This is a genomic window from Pseudidiomarina taiwanensis (assembly GCF_003987435.1).
GTDB classification, from domain to species: domain Bacteria; phylum Pseudomonadota; class Gammaproteobacteria; order Enterobacterales; family Alteromonadaceae; genus Pseudidiomarina; species Pseudidiomarina taiwanensis.
On record NZ_PIQG01000002.1, the window covers coordinates 423549 to 439907 of the forward strand.

20 protein-coding genes are annotated in these 16359 nt (G+C 50.2%); 9 read left to right on the plus strand and 11 right to left on the minus strand.

Annotated elements, in window-relative coordinates; translation table 11 throughout:
* Nucleotides 1–10 precede the first annotated feature (10 nt).
* From rpsI to zapE, 4 genes are all read right to left on the minus strand, one after another.
* Nucleotides 11–403, minus strand: a complete 393-nt coding sequence (gene rpsI, locus CWI83_RS05880) for a 30S ribosomal protein S9 (protein ID WP_126827059.1) — start codon at nt 401–403, stop codon at nt 11–13.
* Between the two features lie 17 nt (nt 404–420).
* A complete protein-coding gene (gene rplM, locus CWI83_RS05885; RefSeq protein WP_126827062.1) occupies nt 421–849 on the minus strand; it encodes a 50S ribosomal protein L13 in 429 nt (142 codons plus the stop codon).
* 149 nt (nt 850–998) lie between these two features.
* Nucleotides 999–2579 (minus strand): Na/Pi cotransporter family protein, encoded by a 1581-nt coding sequence (locus tag CWI83_RS05890; RefSeq protein WP_126827064.1) that lies wholly within the window; start codon nt 2577–2579, stop codon nt 999–1001.
* Nucleotides 2579–3694: a cell division protein ZapE gene (gene zapE / locus CWI83_RS05895; RefSeq protein ID WP_126827066.1), complete on the minus strand. Its 1116-nt coding sequence runs from the start codon at nt 3692–3694 to the stop codon at nt 2579–2581. The genes CWI83_RS05890 and zapE overlap by 1 nt, the downstream gene beginning before the upstream one ends.
* 82 nt (nt 3695–3776) lie before the next feature.
* Between zapE and CWI83_RS05900 the strand changes: the two genes are divergently transcribed.
* The 3 genes from CWI83_RS05900 (at nt 3777) to CWI83_RS05910 (ending at nt 6837) form a co-directional block, all read left to right on the plus strand.
* Nucleotides 3777–4205, plus strand: coding sequence for a Z-ring associated ZapG family protein (locus CWI83_RS05900; RefSeq protein ID WP_126827069.1), 429 nt, complete (start codon nt 3777–3779; stop codon nt 4203–4205).
* A gap of 108 nt (nt 4206–4313) precedes the next feature.
* On the plus strand, nt 4314–5663 hold the full coding sequence (locus tag CWI83_RS05905) for a DegQ family serine endoprotease (RefSeq protein ID WP_126827072.1): 1350 nt from the start codon (nt 4314–4316) through the stop codon (nt 5661–5663).
* Between the two features lie 109 nt (nt 5664–5772).
* The gene (locus CWI83_RS05910; RefSeq protein WP_126827075.1) at nt 5773–6837 is read left to right on the plus strand and encodes a trypsin-like peptidase domain-containing protein; all 1065 of its coding nucleotides are present in this window, start codon (nt 5773–5775) and stop codon (nt 6835–6837) included.
* Here the strand turns inward: CWI83_RS05910 and murA are convergent.
* Genes murA through CWI83_RS05945 form a run of 7 tightly spaced genes read right to left on the minus strand, consistent with a single transcriptional unit; the run spans nt 6834 to nt 11457 of the window.
* Nucleotides 6834–8090, minus strand: coding sequence for a UDP-N-acetylglucosamine 1-carboxyvinyltransferase (murA, locus tag CWI83_RS05915; protein WP_126827078.1), 1257 nt, complete (start codon nt 8088–8090; stop codon nt 6834–6836). The genes CWI83_RS05910 and murA overlap by 4 nt on opposite strands.
* A 12-nt stretch (nt 8091–8102) precedes the next feature.
* The gene (locus CWI83_RS05920; protein WP_338053321.1) at nt 8103–8363 is read right to left on the minus strand and encodes a BolA family protein; all 261 of its coding nucleotides are present in this window, start codon (nt 8361–8363) and stop codon (nt 8103–8105) included.
* Complete coding sequence (locus tag CWI83_RS05925) at nt 8360–8686, minus strand: STAS domain-containing protein (protein ID WP_126827080.1); 327 nt, start codon at nt 8684–8686, stop codon at nt 8360–8362. Before CWI83_RS05925 ends, CWI83_RS05920 begins: the two co-directional genes overlap by 4 nt.
* Nucleotides 8686–9366 carry an MlaC/ttg2D family ABC transporter substrate-binding protein gene (locus CWI83_RS05930; protein ID WP_241969882.1) on the minus strand — a complete coding sequence of 227 codons (681 nt, stop codon included), beginning with the start codon at nt 9364–9366 and terminating at the stop codon, nt 8686–8688. The genes CWI83_RS05925 and CWI83_RS05930 overlap by 1 nt, the downstream gene beginning before the upstream one ends.
* 22 nt (nt 9367–9388) lie before the next feature.
* On the minus strand, nt 9389–9856 hold the full coding sequence (mlaD, locus tag CWI83_RS05935; RefSeq protein ID WP_126827083.1) for an outer membrane lipid asymmetry maintenance protein MlaD: 468 nt from the start codon (nt 9854–9856) through the stop codon (nt 9389–9391).
* A 16-nt stretch (nt 9857–9872) separates the two neighbouring features.
* Entirely contained in the window at nt 9873–10649 is a 777-nt protein-coding gene (gene mlaE, locus CWI83_RS05940) for a lipid asymmetry maintenance ABC transporter permease subunit MlaE (RefSeq protein WP_126827086.1), read from the minus strand.
* On the minus strand, nt 10642–11457 hold the full coding sequence (locus CWI83_RS05945) for an ATP-binding cassette domain-containing protein (RefSeq protein WP_126827089.1): 816 nt from the start codon (nt 11455–11457) through the stop codon (nt 10642–10644). The genes mlaE and CWI83_RS05945 overlap by 8 nt, the downstream gene beginning before the upstream one ends.
* A 174-nt stretch (nt 11458–11631) precedes the next feature.
* On the opposite strand from CWI83_RS05945, the gene CWI83_RS05950 reads away from it, so the two are divergent.
* Genes CWI83_RS05950 through CWI83_RS05975 form a run of 6 tightly spaced genes read left to right on the plus strand, consistent with a single transcriptional unit; the run spans nt 11632 to nt 16333 of the window.
* Nucleotides 11632–12630 (plus strand): KpsF/GutQ family sugar-phosphate isomerase, encoded by a 999-nt coding sequence (locus tag CWI83_RS05950; protein ID WP_126827092.1) that lies wholly within the window; start codon nt 11632–11634, stop codon nt 12628–12630.
* Nucleotide 12631: 1 nt separating this feature from the next.
* The gene (gene kdsC / locus CWI83_RS05955) at nt 12632–13204 is read left to right on the plus strand and encodes a 3-deoxy-manno-octulosonate-8-phosphatase KdsC (protein WP_126827095.1); all 573 of its coding nucleotides are present in this window, start codon (nt 12632–12634) and stop codon (nt 13202–13204) included.
* Nucleotides 13201–13773, plus strand: coding sequence for an LPS export ABC transporter periplasmic protein LptC (gene lptC / locus CWI83_RS05960; RefSeq protein WP_126827098.1), 573 nt, complete (start codon nt 13201–13203; stop codon nt 13771–13773). Before kdsC ends, lptC begins: the two co-directional genes overlap by 4 nt.
* Nucleotides 13733–14269, plus strand: a complete 537-nt coding sequence (gene lptA / locus CWI83_RS05965; RefSeq protein ID WP_126827101.1) for a lipopolysaccharide transport periplasmic protein LptA — start codon at nt 13733–13735, stop codon at nt 14267–14269. The genes lptC and lptA overlap by 41 nt, the downstream gene beginning before the upstream one ends.
* Entirely contained in the window at nt 14250–14975 is a 726-nt protein-coding gene (gene lptB, locus CWI83_RS05970) for an LPS export ABC transporter ATP-binding protein (RefSeq protein ID WP_126827104.1), read from the plus strand. The genes lptA and lptB overlap by 20 nt, the downstream gene beginning before the upstream one ends.
* A complete protein-coding gene (locus CWI83_RS05975; protein WP_126827107.1) occupies nt 14972–16333 on the plus strand; it encodes an RNA polymerase factor sigma-54 in 1362 nt (453 codons plus the stop codon). The genes lptB and CWI83_RS05975 overlap by 4 nt, the downstream gene beginning before the upstream one ends.
* Nucleotides 16334–16359 lie beyond the last annotated feature (26 nt).

A 16359-nucleotide genomic window follows, 5' to 3' on the forward strand; every position in this document is an offset into this window, starting at 1 on the left:
GTCGGTAAGCTTAACGCTTCGAGAATTGTGGACGCTTACGTGCTTTGTGCAAGCCGACTTTCTTACGCTCGACTTGACGGGCATCACGAGTAACGTAACCAGCGCGACGAAGGTCACCACGAAGGGTTTCGTCATACTGCATTAACGCACGAGTGATACCGTGACGAACTGCGCCAGCTTGACCGCTTGAACCACCACCTTTAACAGTGATGTACAGGTCAAATTTCTCTAGCATTTCGACAAGTTCGAGTGGCTGACGCACAACCATACGTGCAGTTTCGCGACCGAAATACTCATCTAAGCTGCGGTTATTGATGCTGATGTTGCCGCTACCTGGACGCAAGAAAACGCGTGCAGTTGAGCTTTTGCGACGACCAGTACCGTAGTATTGATTTTCTGCCATTGTTTTAATGCTCCGTCTTAAATTTCAAGTTGTTTAGGTTGCTGAGCAGTGTGTTTGTGCTCGGCACCCGCGTACACTTTCAGTTTACGGAACATGGCACGACCAAGTGGACCACGAGGCAACATACCTTTCACCGCTTTCTGAATGACCATTTCTGGTTTCTTGGCGATCAACTTCTCGAAGTTGATTTCCTTGATACCACCTGGGTACCCAGAGTGAGAATAGTACATCTTGTCACTTGCCTTACGGCCAGTCACAGCGACTTTCTCAGCGTTGATGATGACAATGAAGTCACCAGTGTCGACGTGTGGGGTGTACTCTGGCTTATGTTTGCCACGCAAACGACGGGCAACTTCCGTTGCCAAACGACCTAAAGTTTTCCCTTCAGCGTCAATAACATACCAGTCACGTTGGACCGTTTCTGGTTTTGCAACAAATGTACTCATTGAGACTTTCTCTTTCTTAAAGGTTCACGACAGTAGTTCCGGGCTTCCCCGCGAACCACAACAATCAAATAAGTTTGATTAGTTGTACCTGTAACGTGGGCTGCGCGGATTATAGGGGAAAGGTTGTCATTGATCAACTGTATTGCTGGTTATTTATCCGCCTGCGGTAGCGTTGGGAAGAGTACTTTTTGGATGCCCAGCATTAACTCGAGTACTTGCCCCCATAAAGTCAGCAATTGCAGTGCTTCGGTGCCTTCGATTGCTGGAATCTCACCACGGTTAATACGCACTAATAGCGCCTGATGGTCGGCGTGACGTTGCTGTTGGATCTGCATGACGACGGCCTCAAGCTCAGCACCTAACGGAGCGTCGATATCATGTAAGGCTTTAATTAAAAGCTGTTTTAAGGGGTCGCTCAGTGACTGTTGTAAGCGCGCGTGCTGGGACTGCTCTAATTGCTCAAGCACACGGCGTAAGTCGAACAAAAAGTGGCGCGAGCTACTCAACTCAACAAAGTCTTCGGCTTGCTCGCCTTGTAATTTGGTTTGACTTAACTTTTCCGAAAAGTCGGTAATCACCTGTAATAATTCGCCGGTGGCAACTTGATCACGGCGACTTTCGGCATCGATTTCATCGTGCAGCAAGGTTCGCAAGCGCAAGATATGCTGACGAAATACTCGCTGCTGTTCGTTTACCAGCGCCGCTACCCCCATGGCTGGAACTTCGAGTACCGTGCTATCAAGATAGCGTGCCTTACCGCTGCGAAATGGTGGCAAGCTGATCCAGCGCTCGATTAGAGTGAGCAGACGCTGGTCGCCAACCCGCATTAAAGCAAGCCCGAGAATATTAAATAAGCTGTGAAAAACCGCGAGATCAGTGGCTAGGTTGACACTACTGGGGTCGCTGACCAACCAAGTGGTAAACCACCACAGTGGTTGCAGTAACGCCAATGCCACCAGCGCAGTGACCACATTCATCATCACATGAATTGCAGCCAAACGTTTCGCATTTGGGGTGGCGCCAATACTGGCAAGCACTGCCATCATGGTGCTCCCCAAGTTGGCACCGATGACGAGCGCTGCACCCACATAGGGCGAGAAAATTCCGCTCACAGCAGCCGATAAAATAATCGCCAAGGATGCGGATGAAGATTGCAATAAAGCGGTCAGCAAGAACCCGCTCAGTAGCGCATAGCCAATTGCGGCAAAGCTTTGCGCCTGAAATTGATCCAGCGGTAACCAGGCTACCGCATCAGCAAAACCGCTTTGCAACAAGTCGAGACCAACAAATAAAACCCCAAAACCGGCCATCGCAAGACCAATATTCGACCATTTGCGATCGCCATTGGTCAGGCGCAGTAGCATACCGACCCCGATCATCGGCAAGGCCAGCGCGGTGACTTTGAATTGCAGCCCGACAAGCGCCACAATCCAAGCCGTGACGGTCGTTCCAACGTTACTCCCAAAGACAACCCAGGCGGCTTGCTTAAGTCGCAACATGCCGGCATTGGTAAAGCCAAGTAAGGCCACCACCACCGCACCAGAAGATTGTACCAGCGCGGTCATCAGAAACCCCGAGGCCGCAGCTTTCGCACGCGTTTGGGTTGAGCGCTCAAGAAAACCGCGCAAATGATTCCCCGCAGCTGCTTTTAAGCCATCAGTGAGCAAACTCATGCCCAATAGCAACAGGCCGAGGCCACCAAGTGCGGTTGCGATCTCGGAGTAATTCATTAGGCTTTATGCGCCTTAGCTAAGTAATCGTGGCTCTGCATTTCTTGTAAGCGACTGATGCAGCGCTTAAATTCAAAATTCAATTTACCCTCACTATATAACTGCTCCAGCGGGACCTCGGCCGACATGATCAGCTTAACCCGGCGCTCATAAAACTCATCGACCAAGGCAATAAATCGACGTGCGGCATCATCATTGTGGAGCCCCATTTGCGGTACCGCGCTGATCAGGACAGCGTGATACAGTCGCGCAATTTCAATATAGTCGGTTTGCGAACGCGGACCACCACAAATGGCCGCAAAATCAAACAGCACCACGTCATCGGCTTCGAGTCGGACGGGGATATGGCGACCATTAATTTTGATCTGGCCTTTTTTATTGCGACTTTTATGGTCCGGCGCCAGCTCGGCGAAGTAGCGCTCGAGGTTAGCATCTGCCTCGGCGTCAGCCGGAGCATGATAAATTTCCGCCCGGGTTAGGGTGCGCAAGCGATAATCGACACCGCTGTCGACATTGATCACCTCACAATGTTTATTCAGCAATGCAATCGCGGGCAGAAAACGCTGTCGCTGCAAGCCATTCCGATAGAGCTCATCGGGGATAATATTTGAGGTTGCAACCAACACCACCCCACGCTTAAACAACTCTTGCAGCAGGGTCCCGAGTAACATGGCATCGGTAATATCCTGCACAAAAAACTCGTCAAAACAGAGGATTTGAGTTTCCGTGGCAAGTTTCTCAGCAATCAATGGCAACGGATCGCTGCGGCCTTTGAGCAGTTTCAATTCGGCATGAATGCGGTGCATAAAGCGATGAAAGTGAACCCGTAATTTGCGCTCAAATGGTAAGGCTTCATAAAAGGTGTCGACTAAATAAGTTTTACCGCGACCGACCCCACCCCAAAAGTAAATCCCTTGAGGCGGCTGAGCACGCTTGCCAAGGGCTTTGTGGATGAGCTGAGAAAACGCACCGCGCTGTTGCTGCTGATTGTAGGTAATGAGCTCATCATACAAGCGCTGCAAGGCTTCAACTGCACGCTGTTGGGCGGCATCGGCACTGAACCCTTTGTGTTCGAGGTCATGCTGATATTTTTGCAAAGGAGTGAACTTTTGCATTGTGACTACCACTTCACCTTGATTCTAGATTATGCTTATAGGCAACAGTTTATCACGTTGCATACTGTTGCAAGGAGTAATTATGAGTTGGATCGTCGGAATTTTGTTGGTCATTGTTGGTGCAGTGATTGGATTTTTTGTCGCCCTTTACTGGCGTAATGAGCATTCTGAGGAAGCCCGGCTCAGCGAAGAGGTCAATCAAAGCAAGCAGCAGCTGCAAGCTTACCAGCAAGAAGTCGCCGAGCATTTTGCGACGGCTCAAGCCTTAGTTGAGCAACTGGAAGAGACCCAAGAAAAATTGAAGTCTTACCTAAAACACAGTTCTGAGCTGTTGCAGCAAGAACAAAGTCAACCGAGCTTGCCCTTCTTTGCCGAAGACACCATGCGCCAGTTACGGATGGCAAGTCGTCTGCAAGATGACCGCAAGCGTGACGAAGGCAAGACCGAACAGAACCCTCCACGTGATTACAGTGATAAAAAATCAGGCCTGTTTAGCCCCTCAGATTCATAATTCTTTGCCACTTTTTTACGTTACATCTTGAAACAACTTGCTGGCGAACTTATCTACTTCTTATCAGTCTCTTGCTAAGTAACAAGTCCTGATAAGGAGTAGGTTTTAATGAACGCTAAATTTCTTGCCGTATGCGCGCTTGTTGGCGCGTTTGTAATGCAGCCCGTCAGTGCCAATATTCCTTTTTTCAGTAGCTCTGACGAAACCCCAACCCTTGCCCCGATGCTGGAGGAAGTCACCCCAGCAGTGGTCAATATTTCGGTCAAAGGTTCGCGCGAAATTCGCCAGCGCGTACCCGATATGTTCCGCTTTTTCTTTGGTCCAAATGGTCCGCGGGAGCAAGTTCAAGAACGTCCGTTCGAAGGCTTAGGCTCGGGTGTCATCATCGATGCTGAGAAAGGCTACGTGGTGACCAACCATCATGTGATTGATGATGCCACTGAAATCGTGGTAACCCTAAAAGATGGGCGGCGCTTCGATGCGACTGTGGTCGGCAACGATGAGCGCTCAGATATTGCGCTGATTAAAATCGAAAACGGTGAAGACCTCACTGCTATCGAAATCGGTAAATCATCAGATTTGCGCGTCGGTGACTTTGTGGTTGCCATCGGCAACCCATTTGGCCTGGGTCAAACCGTCACCTCTGGGATTGTCAGTGCATTAGGTCGCAGTGGCTTAGGTATTGAAGAAGTTGAAAACTTCATTCAAACCGATGCTGCGATTAATAGCGGTAACTCAGGCGGTGCCTTGGTCACCCTCGATGGCGAACTAGTCGGCATAAACACCGCAATTCTTGGCCCAAATGGCGGCAACATTGGGATTGGCTTTGCCATTCCATCAGACATGATGCGCGACTTAGTCGATCAAATTATTGAGTTTGGTGAAGTACGGCGCGGTATCTTAGGTGTGCGTGGTAACGATTTAACCCCAGAAGTTGCCGAGGCCTTAGGCATTGATGCCAACTACGGAGCCTTCGTCTCAGAAGTGATTGAAGATGGCGCAGCAGCGCGCGCTGGACTGGAGTCAGGTGACGTAATCATCGCCGTCAATGGCGAGAAGGTTCGCGTATTTGCTGACTTGTTCGCCAAAGTGGCCACCATTGGTGCAGGGCGTGAAGTGGATATCACCGTGATTCGCGATGGTAAAACTAAAACCTTTACCGCCACCCTTGCAGCCGAAGAAACCTCAGTGACCGCTGAAAGTATTCATCCCGCCCTCGAGAGCGTGACGCTGGCGGTTGCAGAGCAAGGCGGTGTGCAAATCACTGAAATCGAAGAGGGTTCAATCGCCGCTCGTTACGGTCTTCGTCAAGATGACATCATTTTGGCCGTGAATCGAGTGCGCGTGAATAACATCAGCGACCTGCGAGCAGCGGTCGACAACGCGGGGAGCGTACTTGCGCTTAACATTCGCCGCGGCAACTCTTCACTGTATCTGGTTTTACGCAGTGCACGCTAACGAATCCTCATTCCTTAGCTGCTTTCGAGGGCAGCAAAAATGCTGCCCTCTTTTTTTTGAAAAAATGCTATGCTAACAGTCAATTTTTCAAATACACCAGAGGTTTGCCATGAGTAAATGGGTTTGGCTTATTGTTCGCTCTAGCCTTGTCGGCTTAGGAGCAGCACTGCTGGTGCTATGGGCCACACCACTCTGGCAAGATTACCAAGTAGAACAGAGTTTTGAGCAGGCTCCCCTGTCGTTCGCCAAAGCGGTCAATCGTGCTGCGCCAGCCGTCGTCAATATTTACAGCCTCGAACAAGTGCCTGGGCGTAGTTATTACGAGGGTCCAAGTCTGGTAGCGCGACTTGGCTCGGGCGTGATCATGGATAATAAGGGCCACATTCTTACGGCCTACCACGTGGTCGCCAATAACGATCAAATTCAAGTCGCATTGCAAGATGGGCGCCAATACAGTGGCTATGTGATTGGCGGCGATGCGGTGACCGATCTGGCGGTGATTCGGATTGAAGCGGATAACCTGCCGGTGATTCCACAACAGCAAACTATGAAAGTTCGGGCGGGTGATGTCGTGCTCGCGATTGGTAACCCTCTGAATCTGGGCCAGACCATTACCCAAGGGATCGTCAGCGCTGCGGGCGGACGCATGGGGGTGCTAAACAACTCGCATGCCGATTTGATTCAAATGGATGCCGTCATTAACGAGGGTGCTTCGGGTGGTGCCTTGGTGAATAGCAATGGCTATCTGGTTGGCATCAACAATGCGCGCTATCGCGATAACTCAGGTCAAGGTATCAGCGGTATTTACTTCGCTGTCCCCTACAGCATTGCCAAATGGGTGATGGATACCCTGATTCAAGAAGGCGAAGTCGTGCGCGGCTACTTTGGGATTCAAGTTGGACCAAACGAGGCGTCACAGTCTTATCAGCAGGCCGGAATTTATGTTAATGGAGTCGACCCAAACAGCCCTGCAGAGCAAGCAGGACTGCGCCAAGGCGACTACATTATTGAAATGGATGGGGTGCCGGTCACTTCGGTCGCTTCGGGTTTAGAGCTGGTCGCTCGCAGTAAACCAGGGACTGTGATCGAAGTGAGCTTTTTCCGTGCCACTGGAGCAGGTGATTACGAAATGCTCACCCGCCCTGTGACCATTGCTAAACTGAACAGCCGTTAACTGACGCGGGTAATATTGGCCCCAAGTGCGGCTAACTTCTTCTCGATGGTCTCGTAGCCACGGTCGATATGATAAATGCGCTCAATGGTGGTGGTGCCATTCGCCACCAAACCGGCAATAACCAACGAAGCAGAGGCCCGTAAATCAGTACACATCACTTGGGCTCCAGTGAGTTCTTCGACGCCTTTACAGATCGCCGTATTACCCTCTAATTCGATTTTAGCCCCCATGCGCTGCAACTCAGGAACGTGCATAAAACGGTTTTCGAAAATCGTCTCGCGCACCCATCCGGCACCATCAGCGATGGCATTGAGCGCACAAAATTGCGCTTGCATATCAGTGGGGAAAGCTGGATGCGGCGCAGTGACTATGGTCACAGGTTGCGGCCGACCTTGCGCTTGAATGCGGATCCAATCCTTACCCTTGGTAATTTGTGCACCAGCGTCAGCAAGTTTTTTCAATACTGCCTCGAGCATTTCAGGATCGGTGTTACGACAGGTGACATCTCCGCCTGTGGCAACCGCTGCCACAAGGAAGGTGCCGGTTTCGATACGATCAGGCTGCACGCTATAACGACCGCCATGTAACGCCTCAACACCATGAATCTCAATACGGTCACTGCCCGCACCGCGAATATCAGCGCCAAGGGTATTTAAAAAGCGGGCTAAATCGACAACTTCCGGTTCACGGGCAGCATTCTCGATGACCGTCACACCGCTGGCGAGCGTTGCCGCCATCATCAGGTTTTCAGTCCCTGTCACACTAACGGTATCGAGTAAAATATTGGCGCCATGCAAGCGCCCATCAACCTGCGCCTTGATGTAGCCTTGTTCGACCATAATTTCAGCGCCCATTTGGCGTAAACCTTCGATATGCAAATTGACCGGGCGGGCACCGATTGCGCACCCACCTGGGAGACTGACTTGCGCTTTGCCGTAACGCGCGAGCAGCGGGCCAAGCACTAGAATTGAGGCACGCATGGTCTTCACCAGCTCGTAGCTGGCAATATGCTGATTCAGGCCTTGTGGTGAAATACGATATTCATTTGGGCCTAATTGTTCGCTGGTGACCCCAAGTTCGCCCAACAATTTAAAGGTGGTTTTGACATCTTGTAGGGCGGGCACGTTACTTACTTCGACCGCGTCACTGGCAAGTAACGAGGCCATTAAAATAGGTAAGGCGGCATTTTTTGCGCCAGAAATAGTGACTTCGCCGTGCAGCGGTTGGCCACCTTGGATCAACAGTTTTTGCATGGGAGGACTCGCTTAGCTTAACAGCGCTAGTTTCTTTTCACGCTGCCATTCGGTCGGCGTGTAGGTGCGCATAGACACTGCATGCAGCTCGCCCGAGCTAATCAGATCGCGCAGCGGAGCATAAATGACTTGTTGTTTTTTAACTCGACTTAAATCTGCAAAGACTTCGCCAACTGCGAGAATGCTGGCATGATTGCCGTCTAACTTTATTTTCAATTCATCAAGCTCAAGCTCCGCTTCAAGTCGGCTTTGAATTTGCTCTGCAGTAATCATGATTCGCTATTCTGCTCCGTTTTAGTTTGCTCAAACTGAACGAGATCGCTTACCCCACTGAGCTCCACAATTGCGCGGAGTTGGGCGTTTGGGTTAAGCAAAATCAATTGTCGTTGGTGCTGTTGCAGGCGCCGCTGCAGTTGCAGCAACATTGCCACCCCAGCACTATCGACCAGCTGCACTTGCGCAAGTTCAATCGCTAAATCGCCCTCACCCTCAAGCCAATGCTGGCAGTCTTGCCAGAGAGTGGGAACGGTATCGCGATTGAGTTCACCCGTAAAGGCAATTTGCGAACTATTAACACGCTTCCAGCTACTTGGCATTAGCTTACCTTTTCACCCTCAGCCAATGGCTTAATCGGCTCTTGGGCTTTTTCGCGCAGCAATTCGATGGTACCGTCGATACCTCGTGAGCGAATAACCGATGCGATTTCACTCTGTTTGCTATTCAACAAACTGACGCCCTCAACCACTAAATCATAGGCCTTCCAAAGCTCGTCGGTCTTATCGAAACGCATTTTAAAATCCATCCGAATCGGTGGCCGACCTTCTTCAATCACCCGAGTGTTCACCGTAACCGCGCGACTCTCAGGATCGAAGCGATTGGCGTTATCAAATTCAACTCTATGGATGCTTTCATCATACTGGGTAAAAGCGCGCCCATAAGTTGCCACTAAATACTCACGAAACACCGCATAAAACTCTTGGCGCTGCTCTTCTGTGGTATCTTTTAACGCACGTCCGAGTACGCGTTTAGCAGCATAGGTTGAGTCCACATAAGGCATCATTTCTTCGCGAATAATGACGCGAAAATAATCTAAATCTTGGTTAATTTGATCGCGCTCGTCAGCAACTCTTGAGAAGGTACGATCAGCAACCTGCTCCAATAACAGGTACGGGTTGTCATTGCGAATGGTCTGCGCATGACTGACATTCGCTAAACCAAGTAACGCAACTAGGGTGAGGGTAATAAACCCAGTCAGCTTAACCTGTAATGCTTTCACTTTGAGTACTCCTTAATCTCGTTTAGTCGCTACCTTGGCTAAACAGGAATTGACCGATTAAATCTTCTAAGACCAAGGCCGACTTGGTGTCATAGATATAGTCGCCATCTTCCAGCATCACCACGGTATCATCGATAAAGCCTGGGTTAAGGCCAATGTATTGCTCGCCTAACAAACCTGAGGTGAGAATCGATACTGAGGTCGTCTCTGAAAATTCGGCATATTGCGCACTAATCGTCATTTCGACCAAAGGCTCATAATAATCTCCAGTCAGGCTAATCGCTGAGACGCGACCGACCACAACCCCACCAACCTTTACTGGTGAGCGTTCTTTTAAACCGCCAATGTTGTCGAATTTGGCATAGAGTTTATAGGTCTCGCCTTGTGTTGCTGCATTACTATTGGCTGCCCGCAAGCCTAAAAATGACAGCGCGAGAATCCCCAAAATAACAAATACTCCGACCGCTAATTGTATATTTCTTGATTCCATCTTATCCCCTACGCCCTTAACCGAACATCAATGCAGTTAATACAAAATCTAATCCCAACACAGCCAGTGAGGCGGTCACCACAGTTGAGGTGGTCGCTCTGCTGATTCCTACTGAGGTTGGCACGCAACTATAGCCCTTATAAAGGGCAATCCAAGTCACCACAAAAGCAAATACCACGCTCTTGATGATACCGTTTAAAATATCGTCATACAGGTCAACATTGGCCTGCATCACTGACCAGAATGCTCCGTCATCGACACCCAGCCATTGCACGCCGACAATATAACCGCCGTAAATACCCACGGCTGAGAAAATTACAGCCAAGATTGGCATGCTATAAAAGCCCGCCCAAAAGCGTGGCGCAACCACGCGGCGGAGCGGATCAACCGCCATCATTTCTAGACTAGAAAGCTGCTCAGTCGCTTTCATCAAACCAATTTCTGCCGTCAGTGCAGAACCTGCTCGCCCCGCAAACAACAGCGCGGTGACCACAGGTCCAAGCTCTCGCAGCAGCGATAATGCAACCATCGGACCCAGACTTTGCTCTGCCCCGAAGTCAACCAAAATGGTATAGCCCTGTAGTCCCAAAACCATCCCAATAAAGAGTCCGCTGACCACGATAATCACCAAGGAGAGTACACCCACGGCGTATATCTGCTGCAATAATAGCGGCCAAGACTTTCTTAATTGCGGCACCCCGATCAAGGCTTTACCTAGCATCAGTAACGCCGCACCTGCTCCAGCGATGGTATCGAGGGTCGCCTTTCCTAATTTAGCGATGGCATTAAGCATCGGTTTCCCCAAATAAATCTTGCGCTAAGCTCTTGCCCTTAAAATGGAACGGCACCGGGCCATCCGCTTGACCATTTAAGAACTGTTGCACCAGCGGTTCATCAGAGTGCTGTAATTCCGCAGGTGTGCCTTGTGCCACCACCTTGCGCTCAGCGATGATATAAGCATAGTCTGCAATCGACAGAACCTCTTCCACATCATGGGTCACGATCATGCTGGTTAAACCCAGTGACTCATTTAGTGCTTTGATCAACTTAACGATCACGCCCATCGAGATAGGATCCTGTCCGGCGAACGGCTCGTCATACATAATCAGCTCGGGGTCTAGCGCAATGGCACGCGCCAGCGCAGCACGCCGCATCATTCCACCGGACAACTCAGCTGGCATCATATGCCGAGCACCGCGCAGACCAACTGCTTCGAGCTTGAGTAACACGATGGTTTCGATCAGTTCTTCAGTTAACTGACTGTGCTCACGCAGCGGGAAAGCGACGTTATCGTAAACACTCATATCGGTGAATAGCGCACCTGATTGAAACAGCATGCTCATTTGCTTGCGAACTCGATACAGCTCACTGCGGGACAGGGTCGGAATGTTTTGTCCAGTAAACTTGATGGTTCCCTGCTGAGGCTTTAATTGCCCTCCGATCAGGCGCAACAGCGTGGTTTTACCGATCCCGCTCGGCCCCATGATCGCAGTGATTTTGCCTTTTGGAATTTGCAGAGATAAGCCTTCGTAGACTTGGTGCGCCCCGAACCCATGTGCAAAATGAACATTTTCAATTTCAACCAACGGCTCTGCAATCATCGCCGACTCTTCTCCTTCGTTTGCTTGCGCGCTATTGTACCTCAGGGCCGCCTTGAACCCTAGTGGCTGCATGCAAAAATTGTGACAAAACGTTGCCTTGACTGCATTTTACGTCTGCAAATCGAAAAACGATCGGGTATGATGAGCAAAGAATGATGGTGATAGAGGCAGAACATGTCAGATACGCGTGATTCCACAGCGAATCGAGCCGCCCAATTTAAGCAGTGGGGGCTTGAAGTCATTGCGATTGAGGCCAATGCGGTTGGGCGACTCGAGCGGTTTATTGACGCCCAATTCAGTGCGGCTTGTGAGCTATTACTTGGTTGTCATGGTCGGGTTATCGTGATCGGCATGGGTAAATCGGGCCATATCGGCGGTAAGATCGCCGCTACCCTTGCCTCCACCGGAACTCCTGCATTTTTTGTGCACCCGGGCGAAGCCAGCCATGGTGACCTTGGGATGATCACTGACGCCGATATTGTTATCGCCATTTCTAACTCAGGCGAGACCGATGAAGTTCTCAGTATTGCGCCATTAATTAAGCGCCGTGGGGTGAAATTAATCAGCATGACCGGCAAACCCGAGTCACAACTGGCACAATTAGCCGATGTGCATCTGTGCATCGCAGTTGAACAAGAAGCCTGCCCGCTCGGTTTGGCGCCGACTTCCTCGACCACTGCGACCTTAGTTATGGGGGATGCTTTAGCCGTCGCGCTGTTACATGCGCGTGGCTTTACCGCCGATGACTTCGCTATGTCGCACCCGGGCGGTAGTCTCGGTCGACGTCTGTTACTTCATATTCATGATGTCATGCATCGTGACGACCGCGTCCCAGTGGTCCAAGCTGAGGCCAGTTTAAGTGAAGCCCTGCTGGAAATGTCGCAAAAAGGGCTCGGCATGACCGCGGTTGTCAATAACCAGCAGCAATTGCTTGGCGTCTTTACTGATGGCGACCTGCGCCGAATTCTCGACCAACGTCTTGATGTCCATGCGACCACCATTGCAACGGTGATGACAGCCAACCCAGTGACCATTACTGCAGATGTATTAGCCGCTCAAGCTCTGAAAATTATGGAAGATAAAAAAATTAACGGTTTAATTGTGGTCGATGCAGCGCAACAGCCGATTGGTGCGTTAAACATGCACGATTTGCTGCGTGCAGGAGTGCTTTAAGATGAACCACGCACCGGCTCGGCAACAATTCGAAAATTGGTATCAAGCGGTCGACGATTCAGTCTGGCAGGCGGCAACGCAGATCAAGCTGCTTATTTGCGATGTCGACGGGGTGTTTTCGGATGGTCGTATCTATCTTGGTAACCAAGGCGAAGAATTGAAAACCTTTCACACCCGCGATGGCTTTGGGGTCAAAGCATTGTTAGGTGCAGGCGTTCAAGTGGCGGTGATTACCGGGCGTAACTCGCGGATTGTCAACGACCGCATGCAGGCGCTTGGGGTGACCGATATTATTCAAGGGCAAGAGCACAAGCACATCGGCTACGCTGAGTTACAGCAGAAATATCAACTCGAAGATGCGGCTATTGCTTGTGTCGGTGACGATATCCCCGATCTTGCTATGTTGAAAGCGGCAGGTTTGGCGTGTGCCCCTGCTGATGCGCACCCACAGGTGCGGGCCAAGAGTGCATATGTTACGCAAACGCGGGGCGGCTATGGGGTGGTGCGAGAGCTCAGTGATTTGATTTTATTGAGTCAGGGTAAAGCCAAACAAGAAGGTGGGGTTAGCCTATGAACCGCAATGTCTGGGGCTTTATCGGCTTACTCTTGGTGATCGGCATCTTGCTGTTTTGGCGGCCCTTTGCTGAATCTGAGCAAGCTCCAGAAGACAATCAATTTCGCGAGGTGAAACCTGACTTTCGTGCGGAAGGATTATTAATGCGGGTCTATAATGCAGAGGGTGAACTGGTGCATCGCATCAGTGCCGAGAAAATGACCCATTACAGCCCGATTGGACTGACCGAGTTAAGCCAACCGACGTATATCGTCCACACCAAAGCAGGCGATGCGACCTGGCAGGTGATGGCAGAACAAGGCTCGTTCTATAGTGACAAGAGTTTGGTGCTGGAGCGTGATATCGAAATTCGCAGCCTTAACTCAGAAGATTTTTTGGACCGCGTCGAGACCAGCTATTTGATCATCGATACCTTAACCGAGCAAATGGAAACCGAGCAGCCGGTGACTATTTTTGGAAAACAATTTACCATGCGCGGTGAAGGCATGACCGCTAACTTACAAACGCAAATCGTGGAATTAATTGAGCATGTTGAAACTGTTTACACCTTTGAACCTAGTTCTGACTAGTCTGGCTCTGAGCTGGCTTAGTCCCATGGCGATTGCTCAGGGGCGCGCTGATTTTGCTCAACCGATCGCGATTCAGGCACAAAATGAGTCGTTTGATATTGCCAATAAGATGGCGATTTTTGTCAACGATGTGCGGATTACCCAAGGCACCTTAGAAATCCTTGCTGAGCGGATGGAAGTGAGCCGTGATAGCGCCACAGAGACAGATGTCTTTGTTGCTACTGGATCGCCTGCGACTTATTCTCAGCAGCTTGATGACGGCTCACCGATCACGGCCCGGGCCAATATCATTCGCTATGATCAAGCAGCGCAATTGTTGACTCTGTCGGGCGATGTTGAAGTCAACCAAAATAACAGTGTGATCCGCGGGAATGAGATTATTTATAATTTCGCAACCCAGCAATTGACCGCAAACCGTGACGGTTCTGAAGATGACCGCGTCACCACCATTTTCATGCCAAAGAAAAAGAACCAAGATGACCCAACTGAGCGCTGAACACCTAGCGAAAGCTTATAAAAAGAGAACAGTTGTCAAAGATGTCAGTTTGACGGTCAAAACCGGCCAAATCATTGGTCTACTCGGCCCGAATGGCGCGGGTAAAACCACTACTTTTTATATGATCGTTGGTCTCGTCAATAATGATAAAGGCCGAATTCTGATTGACGACAATGATATCTCACTCTTGCCGATGCATGAGCGCGCGCGCCGTGGGATTGGCTATTTACCCCAAGAATCATCTATTTTCCGTAAGCTATCGGTCCGCGACAACATTCTCGCTATTCTCGAAACCCGCAAAGATCTCGATGAAGCAGGGCGTGAAGAAGCACTCGATGCGCTACTCGAAGAATTCCATATCAGTCATATCGCCAACAGCATAGGCATGAGCCTCTCAGGCGGCGAACGGCGGCGGGTAGAAATTGCTCGGGCACTGGCAGCCGAGCCAAAATTCATTCTGCTTGACGAGCCTTTTGCCGGGGTTGACCCGATATCAGTGATTGATATCAAGAAAATTATTGAACACCTCGCTAAGCGTGGCATCGGCGTGCTTATTACTGATCATAACGTGCGAGAAACCCTGTCCGTATGCGAGCATGCCTATATTGTTAGCCATGGCGAGCTGATCGCAAGTGGAGACGCCGAGAGCATTTTGAATAACCAGCATGTCAAAGATGTTTACCTCGGTGACCAGTTCAAATTATGAAACAAGGACTGCAGCTCAAGTTTAATCAGCAGCTGACCATGACCCCACAGTTGCAGCAAGCCATTAAGCTGCTGCAACTCTCCACCACCGAACTGACCCAAGAAATCCACACGGCACTCGAGCAAAACCCTTTGCTCGAAATCGTTGATGACCATGCTGATGGCGAAACAGAACAGCAACCAAGCGAGCTCGAACAGGACGATTATTCAGCGAGTTCGACGCCTTCGAGCCGGACTGTTAGCGATGACTTTGAACCAACCGAAGGAGCCGCCCATGAGAGTTTACAAGACTATTTGTTGTGGCAGTTAGAACTCTCCCACTTTAGTCCTGTGGATCGCTATATTGCGCACGCGATTATCGATAGCATTGATGATAATGGCTACTTGCAAACCTCACTCGAAGATATTTATGCGAGCCTCGATGAGCGTTTACAAGAGCAAGTTGAGGCGGCCGATGTGGCGGTTGTGTTAAAGCGCATTCAACACTTCGACCCCATTGGTGTAGGATGCCGCAGCGTTAGTGAGTGCTTACATTTGCAGCTTACCCAAGTGCCGGATGAGACGCCTTTTAAGAGCCTAGCAATGGCCATCGTGCAAGCTGATATTCAATTACTGGGACAGCGCGATTACCGCAGCTTAATGCGCAAATATAAATTGTCCGAGGGACAGTTAGCCGCAGTGCTTGAGCTGATTCAGCAACAACATCCGCACCCAGGGCAAAAGTTCAGCCCCAACGCCGAGGATTACATTGAACCGGACGTGCTGGTCCGCAAGAAGGGCCAGCGCTGGGGCGTTGAGTTGAACACCCAGAACATGCCAAAACTACAAGTGAATGCCCTCTATGCATCGCTGAGCGCCAGCGGCGAAGACCTCAATTATATCCGTCAACAAACGCAAGAGGCAAAATGGTTTATCCGCAGTCTTGAGGCGCGGCATGACACCCTACTTAAAGTCGCCAGTGCCATTGTCCAACGTCAGCAAGGTTTCTTTGAATTCGGCGAGCAAGCGATGAAGCCCATGGTCTTGGCTGACATTGCCGCGGCGGTCGATATGCATGAGTCAACTATTTCGCGAGTGACGTCACAAAAATATATGCTTTCACCGCGGGGTATGTTTGAATTGAAGTACTTCTTCTCAAGTCAGCTTAATACCGATGATGGAGGAGAAGCATCAGCCATTGCCATTAAAGCAATGTTGAAACAACTTGTTGCGGCAGAAAACCCGAAAAAGCCCCTCAGTGACAGCAAATTGACTGAACTCATGGCGGCCCAAGGTATCCAAGTAGCAAGACGGACGATTGCGAAATATCGTGAGGCACTCAATATTCCGCCTTCGAGTCAACGTAAACGTCTGAGTTAACATAGGGAACACAAGAAGGAAGCTGT

Bases quoted from the DNA above. Each gene is read 5' to 3' on its own strand.
- rpsI (WP_126827059.1), bottom strand. From the start codon at position 403: ATGGCAGAAAATCAATACTACGGTACTGGTCGTCGCAAAAGCTCAACT.
- rplM (WP_126827062.1), bottom strand. From the start codon at position 849: ATGAGTACATTTGTTGCAAAACCAGAAACGGTCCAACGTGACTGGTAT.
- CWI83_RS05890 (WP_126827064.1), bottom strand. From the start codon at position 2,579: ATGAATTACTCCGAGATCGCAACCGCACTTGGTGGCCTCGGCCTGTTG.
- zapE (WP_126827066.1), bottom strand. From the start codon at position 3,694: ATGCAAAAGTTCACTCCTTTGCAAAAATATCAGCATGACCTCGAACAC.
- CWI83_RS05900 (WP_126827069.1), top strand. From the start codon at position 3,777: ATGAGTTGGATCGTCGGAATTTTGTTGGTCATTGTTGGTGCAGTGATT.
- CWI83_RS05905 (WP_126827072.1), top strand. From the start codon at position 4,314: ATGAACGCTAAATTTCTTGCCGTATGCGCGCTTGTTGGCGCGTTTGTA.
- CWI83_RS05910 (WP_126827075.1), top strand. From the start codon at position 5,773: ATGAGTAAATGGGTTTGGCTTATTGTTCGCTCTAGCCTTGTCGGCTTA.
- murA (WP_126827078.1), bottom strand. From the start codon at position 8,090: ATGCAAAAACTGTTGATCCAAGGTGGCCAACCGCTGCACGGCGAAGTC.
- CWI83_RS05920 (WP_338053321.1), bottom strand. From the start codon at position 8,363: ATGATTACTGCAGAGCAAATTCAAAGCCGACTTGAAGCGGAGCTTGAG.
- CWI83_RS05925 (WP_126827080.1), bottom strand. From the start codon at position 8,686: ATGCCAAGTAGCTGGAAGCGTGTTAATAGTTCGCAAATTGCCTTTACG.
- mlaD (WP_126827083.1), bottom strand. From the start codon at position 9,856: ATGGAATCAAGAAATATACAATTAGCGGTCGGAGTATTTGTTATTTTG.
- mlaE (WP_126827086.1), bottom strand. From the start codon at position 10,649: ATGCTTAATGCCATCGCTAAATTAGGAAAGGCGACCCTCGATACCATC.
- CWI83_RS05945 (WP_126827089.1), bottom strand. From the start codon at position 11,457: ATGATTGCAGAGCCGTTGGTTGAAATTGAAAATGTTCATTTTGCACAT.
- CWI83_RS05950 (WP_126827092.1), top strand. From the start codon at position 11,632: ATGTCAGATACGCGTGATTCCACAGCGAATCGAGCCGCCCAATTTAAG.
- kdsC (WP_126827095.1), top strand. From the start codon at position 12,632: ATGAACCACGCACCGGCTCGGCAACAATTCGAAAATTGGTATCAAGCG.
- lptC (WP_126827098.1), top strand. From the start codon at position 13,201: ATGAACCGCAATGTCTGGGGCTTTATCGGCTTACTCTTGGTGATCGGC.
- lptA (WP_126827101.1), top strand. From the start codon at position 13,733: ATGTTGAAACTGTTTACACCTTTGAACCTAGTTCTGACTAGTCTGGCT.
- lptB (WP_126827104.1), top strand. From the start codon at position 14,250: ATGACCCAACTGAGCGCTGAACACCTAGCGAAAGCTTATAAAAAGAGA.
- CWI83_RS05975 (WP_126827107.1), top strand. From the start codon at position 14,972: ATGAAACAAGGACTGCAGCTCAAGTTTAATCAGCAGCTGACCATGACC.